Genomic DNA, 16288 nt, shown 5'->3' on the forward strand with positions numbered 1-16288 from the left:
GTCACGCCAGGGCCGTCACCAGGGCGAGGACAGCGACCAGGGTGATGAGCATGTAGGCCAGATAGGCGTCGAGGCGTCCGGACTGCAGACGCTTGGCCAGGGTCACTAGACCACGCAGTGGCCGGACCAACGGCCGGTAGACATAGGTTTCCACCACTTCCATCACATCGGAGGAGTAGCCGAGGACCGCTCCGGTGGCGGCCGGCCGGACGCCTGTTCCCGGAGTGGGCTCCGGGCCGCCGGGGGAGCGGGGTGCCAGGAGCGCGGTGCGGGTCCGGGTGAGCAGGATGGCGCCCAGGATGCGGCGGGTGGGGTTGGCGTAGCCGAAGGGCGTGTACTGGTCGTCGCCGTGCACGCCGCCGCTGGCCGATCGCCAGGCGGGCACCCGGCGCACGCGCAGTGCCCGCCCCCGGGACGCTCCCAGCAGCAGCACGACGACCACGGCGGCGCCCAGCAGCGGCATGGTGACCCACAGCCACGATGCCGAGAGGATGGAGAAGTCGCCGTAGACCGGCTGGGTGACCCAGGCGGATTTCAGCGCGCCTCCGCTCACCGCGGCGGGCACCAGGCCGGACAGGCCCCTCGCCAGCACGCGCAGCTCCAGCGGAGTCAGCGCGGCCGTCGCCAGACCGCCCACGGCCAGCAGAAGCATCCCCGTCCGCCCGCTGGCCCCGAGGTCGACGCGCCGCGGCTCGCGCGCGAGGCGTTCCTCCGTGCGCGGTCCGAGGACGGTCATCCCGACGACACGGACGAACGTCACCGAGGCGAAGCCCGCCGTCAGGGCGATCAGGGCGCCCGCGGCGGCCAGGGCGAGCGCGTACGGCAGATGCGGCAGCCGGAACTGCTGCAACAGCGATTCCAGCAGGAACCACTCGGAGACGAACCCGGCCGTCGGCGGCAGCCCGGCCAGCGTGATCGCACCGATCGCCAGCCCGGTCCCGGCCCAGGGCAACCGGCGGGCCATGCCCCGCAGCCGCTCCAGATCGCCGGTCCCGGCGACCGACTCCAGGCAGGCCGCCCCGGCGAACAGCAGGGTCTTGGCGACGGCGTGCGCGGTGGCCTGAAGGGTGGCCGCCAGCAGGCCGACGGCCAGCAGCGGGGGCTCGTCGAGGCGGGCGCCGACGAGGGCGACCGCGTAACCGGTGCAGATCAGACCGGCGTTCTCCACGCTGGAATAGGCGATCACCCGCTCCAGACGCCCCTGGACCGCGGCGTGCGCGATACCGAGCAACGCGGTGACGGCGGCGACCAGCAGCAGCGTCAGAGCGAGCCAGGCCGGGGGCGGGCCGAGCAGATCGAGGGTGCGCCACAGGCCGTAGAAGCCCGCGTTGACCGCGACCCCGGCCAGCACGGCGCGCACTCCGGCCGGTGCGGCGGCGTAGCCGCGGGGCATCCACACCTGGACGGGGACCAGGCCGACCTTGATGGCGAAGGCGACGACCAGGAGCATCCAGGCGGTGCTGTGCAGCAGGCCGGGGGGCACCTGCGCGAAACCGGCCAGGGAGAAGCCGCCGCTTCGGGAGGCGAGCAGCAGCAGACCGATGAGCAGGGCGGCGCCGGAGAACTTGCCGAAGACGAAGGTGACGACCGACGCGGTGATGGAGTCCGGGCGCGTCCGGTCGGCCCCGGCGAGGAGGTAGAAGCCCGCGGTGAGGGCTTCCCAGGCGAGCAGGAACAGGAAGGCGTTGTCGGCGCTCTGCACCACCGCGACGGCGGCGAGGACCAGCGCGGTCCAGGCGGCCGTCCCCCGGTGCGCCACGCGCCGGGGCGCCCAGCCCGCGGCGGTGAGGCAGGCGGCCGTCGCGACGCCGAAGGTGAGCAGCCAGAACAGCGCGGTCAGCTGGTCCACGGAAAGGCGGCTGGTGCCGAAGCCGAGCCAGGTGCCGAAGCTCAGCCGAACGCTCGCGCCGGGGTCGGCCAGGGCCCGCGCCCCGGTGGCGGCGAGACAGACGGAACCGGCCGCGCAGAGAAGATACGGCAGCTGCGCCGGCCGTAGCCGCTTGCCCGCGGGGCCCACCAGCGCGTCGATGAGCGCGGCGGCGGCGAACAGCAGCAGCCCGGTGATGATCAGTGCGGTCATGCTCGCGTCGCCTTCCCCGCGAGCGTGAGCCGGCCGGTGGCCAGCAGCAGCGCGTGCAGCAGCGAGAAGGGACCGGGCGGGGAGCCCGGTACCCAGATGTCGACGCCGGTCATGGCGGCGATGCCGCCCTCGTGCGTGGCGTAGCTGCCGTCGAACAGGCCGCCGCCGCATGCGTCGGTGCCCGCCGCGATCACCACGACCGGCCTGGCCGTCGCCTCGACGGTACGGCGCAGGGGCGCCGCCATGCCGCGCGCTCCGGCGCCGGTGACGAGCAGGACGTCGGCGTGGCGGGGGCTGGCGGTGAAGAACAGGCCGAGCCGGTGGATGTCGTAGACGGGGTTGAGGAGGGCCGCGATCTCCCATTCCTCGCTGCCGTCGGACCCGGCGTCCACATGCCGGATGTGCAGGGAACGGCGGAACGCCTCGGTGCGCCGGGCCAGTTCACGGCGCAGGCCGGTCAGGGCCTCGTCCGTCTCCTCCAGCCGGGGAACCACGAGTGCGGACCGGGCGAGCACGGCGGTCTCGGCACCGTACCCCGCGGTGAAGACGTCGGGTCGGCTCCGGGTGCAACGGCCGCACAGGATGCACCGGCCACGGTCCACCCGGGCCGCCCCGGAGTGCGGATCGGCGGTGATGGCACCGGTCGGGCACAGCTCCCGCGCCTCCGCCGGTGTCACCGGGGACGCGCCGGTCCTGACGGAGATCGCGGCAGGCAGGGCGTGCGCGTACGGGTCGGGCCGCCCGGGGTAGCGGGTGGTGACCACGCCCTCGCGAAGTCCGCGCCAGAACCAGGGCATTACAGTGCCACCCCCGCGATCGACAGGCCGAAGCTGGCTTCGATGAAGGGGAAGTCGGTGAGGATGTCCCCGGCGAACACCTCGTGCAGGAGCACCAGGTTGTGGAAGGACGCCGAGCGCGGCACACAGCGCGCCACCCGCCCGTTCTCGAACCGCACCAGGTAGAGCACTTCGCCCTGCGGGGCTTCCGCCCATCCGGCCGCCTCCCCGTTCAGGTCCCCGGGAGCCGCCACCGCCAGCGCGTCCCCCTCCGCCGTCTCGCGGAGTTCTTCGGTGATCTGCCGCAGCAGGCGGAAGGACTGCTCGATCTCCGCCCAGCGCACCTGGGTACGGGCGAGCGCGTCGCCGCCGGTGTCTTCGGGCAGCGGGCCGAGGCCGAGGGAGGGATAGGCGTCGTAGGGGCGCTCGTACCGGCCGTCCGGCGCGCTGCCGGACGCCTTGCCGACCGGACCGAGCGCGCCGTGTGCGCGGGCGAGCAGCGGATCCAGCGGGCCGGTGGTGCGCAGCCGGTCCAGGAAGGACGGGGTGGCCATGGCCGCCCGCCCGTCGGAGGTGATGTCCCGGCGCAGACGGGCGAGTTCATGGTCGATCTCGTGGGGGCCCGGAGCCGGAAGCGCGTGCACACCGCCCGGCACGACCACACCCCTGCCGAAGCGACTGCCGCACAACCGGCCCACGAGCCGCAGCATCCGCTCCTTGTGCAGGCCGAAGCGGGCGGTGGCCACCGCGAGCCCGGCCGCCTCGGTCAGCTTCACCATCACATCGAGGTGCTGAGCGATCCGCTCCAGCTCCGCGTGCAGCGAGCGCACCAGCCGGGCCGCCCACGGCACCTCGATCCCGGCGAGGCGCTCGACGGCGTGGCAGAACGCCAGGGCATGGGCGACCGAGGCGGTCCCCTCGACGCGCTCGGCCACCAGCACCGCGTCTTCGAGGGGGCGTTGCTCGAAGCTCTTGGACACACCGCGGTGTTTGTGGAAGACGCGGATCTGGATGCGGGGGATGTCCTCACCAGGGGTCTCCACCAGGTATTCGACGGACTCCAGGACGCCGGAGCGGACCGGGCCGTGCGCGATGGTGAACACGCCGGGGCCCAGCACCGTGCGCGGGATGGCGCTCTCCTCAGGGGTGAGCGGCTCGGGCCGGCGCGCCTTGCCGGGCAGCGGGGTGTGGGCCGGGTCGGTGAGCGGGAGCAGCAGCGGGTCCAGGCGGGGGTGACCGGTGGGTTCGACGCCGAACAGGTCGTGCAGGGCACGCTCGTACCAGAACGCGGCGGGCAGGCGCAGGCTGAGCGTCTCGTAGGACAGGTCCGCGGCGGGCAGCAGGGTCTCCAGGATCAGCGGCTCCTCGGCCTGCGACGGAAAGAGCACGGCGGTCAGGCGCACGCTCCCGTCGGCCGCGGCCGATCCGAACAGCCCCGCGAACCGGGCCGGATCGGTCCCGCTCGTGAGCTCCAGCAGCCGGGCGCGCCAGCCGGGCAGGTCCCGGCGGGGGACGGTGAACGCCTCACGGGGGCCGGTCATGCCGTGCCTCCCAGCTCGGCGGCGCCGCGCGCGAGGAGGTGCACGAGACCGGCGGGCGGGTGCAGACCGAGGACGACGAGTGCGACGACACCGGCGAGGACGGGTACGACCATCCACACGCTGGGCTCGCCCCGTACCGGTGCCGTCCCGTCGTCCGGTACGGCCACCGGGGTGAGGACGACGCGGGTGGCGGTGCGGGCCAGGCCCATGAAGGCGACCGTGACCAGGACGACCAGCGCGGCGGCGGGGCTGTACCGGCCCGAGCGCAGGCCCCCGGCGACGATCTGGAACTCGCTGCGGAAGATCCCGAACGGTGGCATCGCCGACAGCGCGAGCACCGCGGTCAGGAACAGCGGCGCGGACCACGGCAGCAGGTCGGCGCCGCCACGCAGCCGCCGGATCTCCTTGGTGCGGTACTTGCGCACCAGCGCGCCCGCCCCCATGAACGCGTTGGCCTTGGCCGCCGCGTGGGCCAGCACATGCAGCAGCACCCCGGTCAGGGCGAGGGTGGCGCCGAAGCCGACACCGATGGCGAGGATGCCCATGTGCTCCACGCTGGAGTAGGCCAGCAGGCGTTTGATGTCGTGCTGGTCCAGCAGGTACAGGGCGGCCAGCAGCAGCGAGGCGATCCCGAACACCAGCAGCACCGTGCGGGGGAAGTGGCTGCCGACGGCCGCGGCGGTGATCTGGTAGTAGCGCAGCACCGCGTAGAAACTGACGGCGAGCAGGGACCCGGAGAGCATCGCGGAGACGGGGGTGGGGGCCTCGGCGTGTGCGTCGGGCAGCCAGGTGTGCACCGGCACGAGGCCGACCTTGGTGCCGAAGCCGAGCACGGCCAGCACGAACGCGAGCCGCACCGGGCCGGCCGGCAGCCGGGGGGCCGCCTTCACCAGCGGGTCGAACGCCAGGTCGTAGGTCTGGCCCAGCGCCTGGGCGCCGGCGTAGTACATGAAGATCGTGGCCAGCAGGGCGATACCCAGACCGACGGATGCGATCAGCACATACTTCCAGGCGGCCTCGGTGGCGCCCTCGGTGTTCTCCACCGCGACCAGCAGAGCGGAGACGACCGTGGTGATCTCCACCGCGATCCACAGCAGGGCCAGCCCGTCCACCAGCGGTGCGCACAGCATGGACCAGGCGAACAGGTTGAACCCGACATAGAAGCGGCGGGCATAGCGCGGGAAGTCGCGGGCCTTCTCGTCATGCCGGAGATAGCCGATGCTGTGCGCGGCGCAGGCCGCGTAGACGAACGCGGTGGCCAGCACGAACACCGCGGACAGGGCGTCCACGCGGAGGAATCCGGTCCGCAGGTCACGCCGCCCCGCGTCCGGTACGAGCGCCAGGGCCAGGCCGAGACCGGCGAGGGACACGGTCACGGTGAGCGCCTGGGTGACCCGCACCGGCGCCACCAGCGCGGCACCGGCCGGCAGCAGGGGGAGCAGTGCCAGAGCGATCAGAGCGACGGTCATGGTGCGCTCACCCCCGCAGCATGGTCAGTGACTCGGTGGACAGCGACTCGGTGCGGTGATGGTGGACCCGCATGAGCACTCCGAAGACGACCACGGCCACCAACAGGTCGAACAGGAAGGCCACTTCGATGATCAGCGGCATGCCGGCCGCGACCACCAGCGAGGCGAGCGAGACGCCGTTCTCCAGGGAGAAGAAGCCGACGGCCTGGGAGACCACATCCCGGCGCACGATCATCAGCACGAACGCCACCAGCACGATCGCCACCGACAGGCCCAGTGCCGCGTGCGGCAGGAACCGGCTCCGGATGTCCAGTGAGCCGACCGCGAAGAACCCGAACCCGGCCAGCGCGAGGGCGAGCAGCGTCGCCCAGGCCACGCTCAGCGCCCCGGAGCCGGCGATCTCCACCCGGGCATCGCGCAGCAGACGGGTGATCACCCATGGCACCGCCACCACTTTCAGCGCCAGTGACACCACCGCCAGCGCATAGAGCTCGGGTACGCCCCGTTCGGCGGCCACGATCGCCGCCAGCACGGACACCAGCAACGACTGCACCGCGTACAGCCGTACCTGGGAGCGCGACAAGGTGGCCCGCAGCATCGCGAACTCGGTCAGCAGCAACAGCACCGCCACCGTGTTCGTCGCTCCCTCGAAGGTGGTCGGCGCCGGGCCCGTCATCGCCGCCCACTGCATCAGCCGCCTCCCAGGTAGAGGGTGAACACGGCCAGCACCGCGAGCAGGAAGGCCGCGGACACAAACTCGGTGATCTTGAACAGGCGCAGCTTCGCGAAGCTGTTGTCGATGACCGCGACCACACAGCCCAGCAGCACGGCCTTGCCCAGCAGCGCGAGGACGGCCAGCGCGACCGAGTGGAACTGAGTCGTCGAGGCAAGGCCCCAGGGGGCGAGGAAGACATCGATCAGGATCGTGTAGAGGATCAGCTGTTTGCAGGCCGAGCCCCATTTCAGCAGCGCGAGGTAGGGGCCGGAGTGCTCGAAGGAACGGGCCTCCTCGATCATCCCGAACTCATTGGTGCCGGTGTGCGTCTCGACCGGGATGCGGGCGGTTTCGTACAGGATGACCAGGAACAGCGCGGCGCTCGCCAGCAGATGCGCGGGCCGGATGATCTGGTCGGCGGAGGAGCGGACCGTGGCGGCCTGCGCGTAGGGCAGGTCGGTGCCGGTGACCAGGGCGACGGTGAACACCACGAACAGCACCACCGGTTCGGTGATCGCCCCGAACGTCTTCGCCCGGCTCGCGCCCAACTGGGCGTAGGGGCCGCCGGATTCGACGGCTGCCACCGCCACGGAGAAGCTGGCGAGCGCGAGCAGGAAGCCGCCGCCGATGATGTCGCCCATGTAGCCCAGCGGCAGCCCGAAACTGGTCAGTACCGGAATCAGGAGCGGCACTGTCAGATAGGCCGTCATGGCCACCACCGGAGCGGCCAGGAAGAACCAGCTGGCCCCGGCGGGGGCGAGGGACTCCTTGCGGAACAGTTTGGCCAGGTCGTAGTAGGGCTGGAGCACCCGGGGCCCGCGCCGTCCCTGGAGCCGGGCCTCGATCTTGGCGATCATCCCGGACAGACCGGGAGCGGCCACCAGCACGGTCACCGGCTGCAAGGCCTGCACCAGCGGCACCGGAAGGGTGGCGCTCACCGGATCGCCTGCCCCACGCCGGGGGCTGGAGGACGGGACCGGGCACGGGGCGGGTGATCGCCCGGGGAGGTGGTGCCGCGGGGTGTCGTCATCGCCTTTGCCTCCGCCATGAGAGCACCCGGTCAGAAGGTGCGTTCCACACGTAGAAGCCATCAGCGGCGCACGTCCGCGGTCGAAGGCGAGCCTCATCGCCTTCGACCCATGGTGGGTGTGGGCCTGCCTTCCGTCAACGCGACAGACCGACGGCCACTCGAAGGACGGAACGGGCGTCCCCGCGGCGATGCCCGCGGCCTACGGTTGCCCTCCGCTGCCGGTGGCCCGCACAATGAAGACGTCGGCAAGGCGATAAAAGTGTCGACAAGGCGATGAGGCTCGCCGCAACCGCAGACGAATGTCGTGCTGATGGCCTCTACCGGCAATCCCGCACCCCTCTGCGAGGAGATCGGCAGAATGCCCGACGACATCGTTCTGCGCTGTTCCACCATCCTCTTCCGTGGCCAGTCGGTCCTGCTCGTCCACCGCACCTCGAAGGAACTCGACGACTGGGTCCTGCCCGGGGGCAGTCCTCGCGTCGGCGAGAGCATGGCCGCCTGTGCCCGACGGGAGATGAGGGAGGAGACCGGACTGGCGGTGGAACCGACCCGGGTGGCCTTCGTCCTCGAAGCGGTGGATCCGCACGGCGGGCGACGCACCGTGGACCTGGTGTTCGCCGCCCACGGCTCCGCGAGCGGTCAGACCTTCCAGCCTCAGGAAGCCGGCATGGAACCGGAGTTCGTCGCCTTCTCACGGCTGCCGGACCTGCACATGAAACCACCGCTGGCCGGCCATCTGCCCGGCTTCTTCCACCACGGAGTGCGCCGGTACGCCCCCTACCTGGGCAATCTCTGGCGCCCGAACAACGGCACCGCCTCCGGACCGCCGCAACCACCGGCGCTCGACCGGCTGTACACCCGGCTCCGGGGACGGCCCCGTCCTCAGACGGACCACTGAACCCACCGGACGAGAAACCGTGCGTATCACTGACGCCCGGACCCTGACACCCGCCGAGATCCCCCGAACGTCCGGCGGGCTGCTCAGGGTCTGCGTGGACACCTCGCCGACGGGGCAGTTCGACGGAACCGGGGACCTGCGCGGACTGCTGATCGCCGATGTGCTGTTCCGGATCGCGGAACTGGACGGTGTGCAGGTGGTCACCGGGTACGTGGACACCCGCCCGCCGGAGAACGCGGAGGCCCTCCGCGGCGCGGCCGACCTGCTGGGAATCCATCCTCCCTCGGTCACCACACCCGATGCCCGGTACTGGGCTCCCTTCGGCGCCCCGGTGGACGTGCACGTTCTGGCTCCCGGGGCCAGGAACCGCCGTCCCGGCCATGGGCTCATGGTCGCGGTGGCATCCGCGCAACTGCCCGGCGGGCTGGACGCGGTGACGGCGGGGGAGCAGGACCCCCTCGCCCTGCGGCTGGCACTTCTCGGCCACGGTCACACACGTCCGGCGCGTCTGGGTCCGCAGGAGGTGACCCGCGCCCGGGCACTGCTGGATCACTGGCGGCACCAGGTGGCCGTCTGGGCCGACGCACCGTCACGGCCGATGCACGCCGGGACCGCACGGCGTCTGGACCGCGCCTTCCACCATGACCTGGACACCCCCGCGGTCCTGGACGCCCTGCGGCATCTCGAAGCGGAGCCAGGAGTCCCGGACGGCTCACGGTTCGAGACCTTCGTCTACGCCGACCGAGTACTCGCCCTCGAACTGCCACGGGAAATCGGCCGGAGCTGAACCGCGCGGCCATGTGCTCCGCACCACCCCCCGGCGCCGGAAAGGCCGATCCGCTTCCCTGCGATCCGCCTCTCTGCGATCCGCTTCCCTGCGACCTGCTTCCCTGCGACCCGGTTCGATGCGCCCCGGTTCGATGCGACCCCGTTCCATACGATCCGGGAGCCGGACGGCCCCTCCCGGACTCTGCGTCTACCCTGGAGGTGCAGCACGGCGGAGGGGCTCGCCGTCATCCGCGGCCGCGCGCCGCCAACGGTCCCTGTCGACACCGGCAGGAGGACCTTCATGCCCTTTCGCATCACCGTGCTGCGCGCCGACGAGATCCTCGACTCCCGGGCCCGTCCGACGCTGTCCGTCACCGCCGGCCTCGCCGGAGGAGCCGTCGGCCATGCGGGGGTGCCCTCCGGTACCTCTCTGGGCCGCCATGAGGCCGTCGAACTGCGCGACCACGACCCCGCTCGCTTTCTCGGCCAAGGGGTGAGTCTGGCCGTCAGCCATGTCAACGGTGAGATCGCGGACGCCCTGCACGGACGGGACTTCACCGACCAGGCCTCCTTCGACCGGGCCCTGACCGACCTGGACGGCACCCCCGACCTGTCACGGCTCGGCGCCAACGCCCTCATCGGCGTGTCGATGGCCGTGGCCCGAGCCGCCGCGGCACGGTGGGGAAGGCCCTTGTGGGAGTACCTCGTTCCCGAAGGTGTCACCCCCGTCCTGCCGGTGCCGCATTTCACCGTCGTCGACGGCGGTCTGCACGCGGCGAACCCCCTCGACGTCCAGGGCTTCATGATCGCCCCGTTCGGAGCGCGGAACATGACGGAGGCGGTGCGTGCCGGAGCGGAGATCCACGGCCGGCTGGGCCGGCGACTCGCGGGTGCCGAGGGTTCCCGCGGCGTGGCCCGGCTCGGTGACGAGGGCGGCTTCGCACCCGGTCTGTCCGAGCCCGAGGAGATCCTGCGCCTGCTGGTGCGGACCATCCGCGAGGCGGGATACCAGCCGGGCCGCGAGGGCGTGGCCATCGCCCTGGACGTGGCGGCGGACGCGATCCGCGGGCCGGACGGCCGGTACCTGGTGAACGGCGAGAAACTGACCAGCGAGGACCTGATCGCCCGCTACCGGCAGATCACCGCGGACTTCCCCGTCCACAGCATCGAGGACCCCCTCGCCGAGGACGATCGCACCGGCTGGGCCCAGCTCACCCGGGAACTCGGCGGACGGGTGCGGCTGGTCGGCGACGACCTTTTCGCGACGAACCCGGCCCTCATCGGCCGGGCCGTCGACGAGGGCATCGCCAACGCGGCGGTGATCAAACCGAACCAGGTCGGCACCGTCACCGAGGCACTGCGCGCGCTCGCCGTCTGCCGCCACGCCGGATACGACGCCATGGTCGCGCACCGCTCCGGGGAGACCGAGGACACCTTCATCGCGGACCTCGCCGTCGGATCGGGATGCGGCCTGTTCAAGGCGGGCGCACCGGCACGCGGTGAGCGCGTCGCGAAGTACAACCGGCTCACCCGCATCGCCTCCCGTCACTCCGAGCTGGACTACGGACCAGGACGATGAGACGGACGACCAGACCGATGAGGGGGACGACCAGAACGAGGAAAGGGACGGTGCCGCCTTGTCGTTCCTGAGCGTGCTCTTCACCGAACCGGCCGAGCAGGCCGCCGCCTCGGCGCGGGACGAACCCGCCTACTTCCACGACCTCAACCTCGACCAGCTCGTCGCCTCCCTGACCTCCGGGCGGGGGCAGTACCAGCTGAAGCCGCTCTTCCACGCCCGTCTGACGAACCCGGACACGATCGACCACCGGCAGCAGGTCTTCCGCGACTTGCAGGACGAGGCCCTGCGCACGGGCATCGAGGAATTCGCCGAGGACATGCGGGAGATGCGCCGCCAGCTGACCCTGGCCGAGCAACTGCGCCACCCCTACCAGCAGGAGAGCTGGTTCCTGGGCGCGGCCGAGACCTACTGCCGTGCCGTCGCCGCCCTGGCCGCGGCCCTGGACGCGGCAGACCCGGACTCCCGGGCCCTGAACGCCCTGCGCGACCACGTCGCGCACCGCACCGGCTCCGAGAGCCACCAGCGGCTCGCCGCCGATATCGAGAACGTGCGGCGGGCACTGGCCTCGGTCCGCTACTGCATGACCATCGGCGGCGGCAAGGTCAGGGTCACCCGCTACGCGCAGGAAGCCGACTACGGCGCCGAAGTCCTGGCCGCCTTCGAGAAGTTCAAGCAGGCGCAGGCCGAGAGCCACCGCCTCGCCCATCGGGACTACGTCGACATGAACCATGTCGAGGAGGCCGTCCTGGACCGGGTCGCGCTTCTCTTCCCGGACGTCTTCGCCGCCCTGGACCGCTTCCGCCGGTGCCATCAGGCGTTCGTGGACCGCACGCTGGCGGTCTTCGACCGCGAGGTGCAGTTCTACCTCGCCTACCGGGAGTTCGCGGGGCGCCTGCGGGACGCCGGCCTGTCGTGGTGCTACCCGAGGCTGTCCCGGACGCCGGAGAACCTGGCCGGCCAGGGCGTGTTCGACCTCGTCCTGGCCGACCGACTGCTCACCGAGGGCCTGCGGGTGGTCCCCAACGACTTCCGCCTCGACGGCGCGGAACGCGTCATCGTGGTCTCCGGCCCCAACCAGGGCGGCAAGACCACCTTCGCCCGCATGTTCGGTCAGCTGCACCATCTGGCCGCGCTGGGCTGCCCCGTACCGGGTGCCGAGGCCCGGCTGCTGCTGTGCGACCGGATCTTCACGCACTTCGAACGCGGGGAGAACCTGCAGGATCTCTCGGGCAAGCTCCAGGACGACCTGGTCCGCGTCCACGCCATCCTCAGCCGGGCCACCGCGTCCAGCGTCGTCATCATGAACGAGATCTTCACCTCCACCACCGTCGACGACGCCGTGGTCCTCGGCACCCGGGTGCTGCAGCAGCTCATCGAACGGGGCTCGCTGTGCGTGTGCGTCTCCTTCGTCGACGAGCTGTCCCGGCTGGGACCGGCCACGGTCAGCATGACCAGCACGGTCGTCCCCGGCGATCCGGCGACGCGGACCTTCCGCGTCGTACGACGGCAGCCGGACGGGCTGTCGTACGCCCTGGCCATCGCGGACAAGTACGGCCTGACGTACGAGCGGCTCAGGGACCGGATCCGCGAAGGCGCCGACGGGAGGACCGGGTCATGAAGGCATGTCTGCTCCAGGCCGAGGGGGATCCGGACCGGGACGCGCCGCTCGGCCCCGAGGCGGCGGATCTGACCCGGGATCTGGGTCTGGACACCCTCTTCGACGCCATGGCGCAGGGGGACGGATTCCTCAGGGACGTGGCCCGGCGGGTCGTGCTCACCTCCCTGACCGACCCCGCCGCGATCGTCTACCGGCAGCGGATCCTGCGCGACTGGCTCCGGCACCCCGATCTGCTGCGGCAGATGTTCGGCCTGGTCGTGGAGACGATCGCGGCCGAGCACCGTGTCTGGCCGACCTTCCTGCGCAGCCCCGACTCGGTCCTGCGCCGGGCGGTGCAGATGATGGACATCTTCACCGGGCAACTGCGCGCGCTGCGCAAGATCGGTGACGAGCATGCGGCGCAGGTCGAGTCCCCGGGCCTGGTCCGGTTCTTCGACATGCTCCGCACCGAACTCGACGACGCCTACTTCCACGTCATGGACGAGCATCTGCGCCGTCTGAAGTTCAAGAACGGCGTCCTCGTCAGCTGCGGGCTCGGCCAGGGCTGCAAGGGCCGCGACTTCGTGCTGCGCCGCCCCAACCCCCGGCCCGGCTGGCGCGCACGCCTCACCACCGGCGGCCCGCCCGCGTACACCTATCGCCTCCCCGACCGGGACGAGGAAGGCAGCCGCGCTCTGGCCGAACTGCGCGACCGCGGCCTCGGCCTCGCGGCCGACGCGCTGGCGCAATCCGCCGACCACATCCTGAGCTTCTTCACCACGCTCAGCCTCGAACTCGGCTTCTACGTCTGCTGCCTGAACCTCCACCAGAAGCTGACCGCCCAGGGTGCGCCGTCGTGCCTGCCCGTCCCGCTGCCCACCGGCCGTCCCGCACTGAACTGCCGCGGCCTGTACGACATCTGCCTGAGCCTGCGCCGCGAGGGACGCGTGGTGGGAAATGACGTCGACGCCGACGGGACCCCTTTGATCGTGGTCACGGGGGCCAACGAGGGCGGCAAGTCGACGTTTCTGCGCAGCGTCGGCCTGGCCCAGCTGATGATGCAGGCGGGCATGTTCGTCGCCGCCGACTCCCTCACCGCGGACGTGCGTACGGGCCTGTTCACCCACTACCGGCGTGAAGAGGACGCGGATATGCGGAGCGGGAAGCTCGACGAGGAGCTGGCCCGGCTGAGCGATGTCGTCGGCTGGCTCACGCCCGGCGCGATGGTGCTGTTCAACGAATCCTTCGCGGCGACCAACGAACGCGAGGGCTCCGAGATCGGCCGCCAGATCATCCGTGCCCTGGTGGAGTCGGACGTCAAGGTCCTGCTCGTCACCCACCTGTTCGACCTGGCTCGCAGCCTGCACGAACGGCCCCCGGCGCAGGGCACGGTGTTCCTGCGGGCGCGCCGCCGGGCGGACGGCAAGAGGACCTTCCGCCTCCAGCCCGGCGCACCGCTGCCCACCAGCTTCGGTGACGACCTCTACCGCGACGTCTTCGGCGAACCCGCACGGCCGTCCCGACCGCCGGATGAGGTCACGGCCGCACCCCGCCGGGACCCGGGGGACCGATGAGCGCCGGCCCGCACGGCCTCAGCCGTGATCAGGGCGCGTCGACATCGGCGGCGTAGACGGCGGCGGCGAAGCCGTCCAGAGCCTCGGCGCAGCCCTCGACGGCCCTGCCCGCGGCACCACGGCCGGGTGCGCCGAGCCGGTCGCGAGCGACGACCTTGTCGAACCAGCCGCGCAGCTTGGCCAGATCCTCGTCGTTCTCCTCCAGCTCGCCATAGGTGAAATGGGAGGCGGCGGTCTCCCGCTCGATCTCGGCGAGGAAATCCCGGCAGCGGTCGGTGATCTCCGCGTATTCGTCGTCGCGGGCGGCGTTGTAGGCGGTGACCAGGTCCGTCCCCCCGGCGAGGGCGTCGGCCCGCAGCAGCTGAGCCGAGCCGCCGTCCATGCGGGTGATCTCCGCGCGCAGGGAGCGCAGGGCCCGCTCGGCGGCGGGATCGGCGGGGAGGGCCGCCACCGCGTTCTGCACATAGATCGCACCCAGCGCCTTGAGCCGCCGCCACACCCCGGCACGCAGCCGGCTCGGCTCGCTGGGAATGCGGTAGGCCAGCAGCAGCCACGTAACCGGTTCACTCATCCGCCCAGTCTGTCCCGCCCGACGTCATCCCACAAAACGCCCGGCCGTTGCCAACCAAATCTAACGACTGTTACTTTTCCATCGAACGGTCCACGCAGTCTCCCGCGGTGTCCGTGACCGGTCGCCGTCATCGCCCGCCTCGTTCCGGGAGCCACCACATGAGGTCTGCCGAAGACCGGCCCACCCCCACCGTCGCGACACCGCAGGCGGCAACCCCGCGGCCGTCCATGTCGCCGTGGCGGTTCGTCATGGCGTTCGGCGTGGTCAGCCTGCTGATGGACTACGTCTACGAGGGCGCCCGCTCGATCACCGGACCCCTGCTCGCCCACCTCGGCGCGTCGGCGGCCGTGGTCGGCGTGGTCACCGGGGCGGGGGAGGCCGCCGCACTCGGACTCCGGCTGCTCTCCGGCCCGCTCGCCGACCGTAGCCGCCGCTTCTGGGCCTGGACGGTGGCCGGGTACGCGCTGACCGCCGTCACCGTGCCCGTGCTCGGCCTGGCCGGCGCGCTGTGGGCGGCGTGTGCGCTGGTGGTCGCCGAGCGGGTCGGCAAAGCGGTCCGCTCCCCGGCCAAGGACACCCTGCTCTCCCACGCCACCGCCACCACCGGGCGCGGCCGCGGCTTCGCCGTGCACGAGGCGATGGACCAGGTCGGCGCCCTGCTCGGCCCGCTCACCGTGGCCGGCATCCTCGCCCTCACCGGCGACGACTACGCCCCCGCCCTCGGTGTGCTCGCGCTGCCCGGAGCCGCCGCCCTCGCGCTGCTGGTCCGGCTGCGCGCCCGGGTGCCCGACCCCGTCGCCTACGAGACCTCCGACTCCGACGAGGAACCGGCACCCGATGGCATCACCGCCGCCACATACCCGAACCCCGGCCTGCCGAGGGCGTTCTGGGTGTACGCGGCCTTCACCGCCATGACCCTGGTCGGTTTCGCCACCTTCGGCGTGCTCTCCTACCATCTGGTCGTACGCGATCTGGTGCCCACCGCCGCGGTACCGGTGCTGTACGCCGCCGCCATGGCCGCCGACGCGCTCGCCGCGCTGGCCACGGGCCGGCTCTACGACCGCCACGGCGCCCGCGTCCTGGCCGTCCTCCCGCTGCTCTCGGCCGCCGTGGCGCTCCTGGCGTTCACCGACACGGTGTGGATCGTGGTGCTCGGCGCGCTGGTGTGGGGCGCCGCCGTCGGTGTGCAGGAATCCACCCTCCGCGCCACCGTCGCCGATCTGGTCCCGCCCGGCCGCCGTGCCACCGCGTACGGCTTCTTCGCGGGAATCATGGGCGCCGCCGCGCTGGCCGGCGGCGCCCTGACCGGGGCCCTCTACGAGGTCTCGATCCCCGTCCTGATCACCACCGTCGCCGTCGTCCAGGTCACCGCCCTGGCACTGTTGTGGGCCACCCGCACTCCGCGGCACTGAACCTTCCGCCCCAGCACGCGTACGCGGCCCGTCGATGGAGCGACGGGGGCGTCACGGCTGAACCACGGGGCACACTGAAGGTGTGCGGTTCTCGCACATCGGTGATGGGGCCCACCGCCAACCGCGACCGGTGTCGCCGACGGTCCCTGGTTGTGTCCGCACAACCGGGAGGCATCATGCACGCGCCCGTAACACCGCGTCGGTCACGGCAGGCCGTCCGTACCGGCCACGCCGGGCCGCCGCACCGTACCGGACATCTGTTCCGGGCCTGGTGGCCG

Annotated in this window: 13 protein-coding genes and 2 riboswitches; of the genes, 6 read left to right on the forward strand and 7 right to left on the reverse strand. The window is 71.8% G+C overall.

Annotated features, from left to right (window positions below; translation table 11 throughout):
* Nucleotide 1 precedes the first annotated feature (1 nt).
* Genes AB0N90_RS16850 through AB0N90_RS16875 form a run of 6 tightly spaced genes read right to left on the reverse strand, consistent with a single transcriptional unit; the run spans nucleotide 2 to nucleotide 7519 of the window.
* Nucleotides 2-2080, reverse strand: a complete 2079-nt coding sequence (locus tag AB0N90_RS16850; RefSeq protein WP_365197109.1) for a proton-conducting transporter membrane subunit — start codon at nucleotides 2078-2080, stop codon at nucleotides 2-4.
* Nucleotides 2077-2877 (reverse strand): NADH:ubiquinone oxidoreductase, encoded by an 801-nt coding sequence (locus tag AB0N90_RS16855; protein ID WP_365197112.1) that lies wholly within the window; start codon nucleotides 2875-2877, stop codon nucleotides 2077-2079. Before AB0N90_RS16855 ends, AB0N90_RS16850 begins: the two co-directional genes overlap by 4 nt.
* The gene (locus AB0N90_RS16860; protein ID WP_365197115.1) at nucleotides 2877-4397 is read right to left on the reverse strand and encodes an NADH-quinone oxidoreductase subunit C; all 1521 of its coding nucleotides are present in this window, start codon (nucleotides 4395-4397) and stop codon (nucleotides 2877-2879) included. Before AB0N90_RS16860 ends, AB0N90_RS16855 begins: the two co-directional genes overlap by 1 nt.
* Entirely contained in the window at nucleotides 4394-5866 is a 1473-nt protein-coding gene (locus AB0N90_RS16865; protein WP_365197118.1) for a proton-conducting transporter membrane subunit, read from the reverse strand. Before AB0N90_RS16865 ends, AB0N90_RS16860 begins: the two co-directional genes overlap by 4 nt.
* Nucleotides 5867-5873: 7 nt before the next feature.
* The gene (locus AB0N90_RS16870) at nucleotides 5874-6557 is read right to left on the reverse strand and encodes a hydrogenase (protein WP_365197120.1); all 684 of its coding nucleotides are present in this window, start codon (nucleotides 6555-6557) and stop codon (nucleotides 5874-5876) included.
* Complete coding sequence (locus AB0N90_RS16875; protein ID WP_365197122.1) at nucleotides 6557-7519, reverse strand: NADH-quinone oxidoreductase subunit H; 963 nt, start codon at nucleotides 7517-7519, stop codon at nucleotides 6557-6559. The genes AB0N90_RS16870 and AB0N90_RS16875 overlap by 1 nt, the downstream gene beginning before the upstream one ends.
* 136 nt (nucleotides 7520-7655) lie before the next feature.
* Nucleotides 7656-7721, reverse strand: a riboswitch (Fluoride riboswitch).
* 150 nt (nucleotides 7722-7871) lie between these two features.
* Nucleotides 7872-7938, forward strand: a riboswitch (Fluoride riboswitch).
* A gap of 31 nt (nucleotides 7939-7969) precedes the next feature.
* Here AB0N90_RS16875 and AB0N90_RS16880 point away from each other — a divergent pair.
* The 5 genes from AB0N90_RS16880 (at nucleotide 7970) to AB0N90_RS16900 (ending at nucleotide 14027) form a co-directional block, all read left to right on the forward strand.
* On the forward strand, nucleotides 7970-8509 hold the full coding sequence (locus AB0N90_RS16880) for an NUDIX hydrolase (RefSeq protein WP_365197125.1): 540 nt from the start codon (nucleotides 7970-7972) through the stop codon (nucleotides 8507-8509).
* 19 nt (nucleotides 8510-8528) lie between these two features.
* A complete protein-coding gene (locus AB0N90_RS16885) occupies nucleotides 8529-9296 on the forward strand; it encodes a hypothetical protein (RefSeq protein WP_365197127.1) in 768 nt (255 codons plus the stop codon).
* A 282-nt stretch (nucleotides 9297-9578) separates the two neighbouring features.
* Entirely contained in the window at nucleotides 9579-10856 is a 1278-nt protein-coding gene (gene eno, locus AB0N90_RS16890) for a phosphopyruvate hydratase (protein WP_365197129.1), read from the forward strand.
* A 58-nt stretch (nucleotides 10857-10914) separates the two neighbouring features.
* Nucleotides 10915-12474 carry a hypothetical protein gene (locus tag AB0N90_RS16895; protein WP_365197132.1) on the forward strand — a complete coding sequence of 520 codons (1560 nt, stop codon included), beginning with the start codon at nucleotides 10915-10917 and terminating at the stop codon, nucleotides 12472-12474.
* On the forward strand, nucleotides 12471-14027 hold the full coding sequence (locus AB0N90_RS16900; RefSeq protein WP_365197134.1) for a hypothetical protein: 1557 nt from the start codon (nucleotides 12471-12473) through the stop codon (nucleotides 14025-14027). The genes AB0N90_RS16895 and AB0N90_RS16900 overlap by 4 nt, the downstream gene beginning before the upstream one ends.
* Before the next feature lie 28 nt (nucleotides 14028-14055).
* Here the strand turns inward: AB0N90_RS16900 and AB0N90_RS16905 are convergent, their stop codons facing one another.
* Nucleotides 14056-14598: a Chromate resistance protein ChrB gene (locus AB0N90_RS16905; protein WP_361672997.1), complete on the reverse strand. Its 543-nt coding sequence runs from the start codon at nucleotides 14596-14598 to the stop codon at nucleotides 14056-14058.
* Between the two features lie 158 nt (nucleotides 14599-14756).
* Between AB0N90_RS16905 and AB0N90_RS16910 the strand changes: the two genes are divergently transcribed.
* The gene (locus AB0N90_RS16910; protein ID WP_365197137.1) at nucleotides 14757-16010 is read left to right on the forward strand and encodes an MFS transporter; all 1254 of its coding nucleotides are present in this window, start codon (nucleotides 14757-14759) and stop codon (nucleotides 16008-16010) included.
* Nucleotides 16011-16288: the final 278 nt, after the last annotated feature.

Origin of the sequence: Streptomyces sp. NPDC093018, assembly GCF_040684035.1 — a bacterium.
Taxonomy (GTDB): domain Bacteria; phylum Actinomycetota; class Actinomycetes; order Streptomycetales; family Streptomycetaceae; genus Streptomyces; species Streptomyces murinus.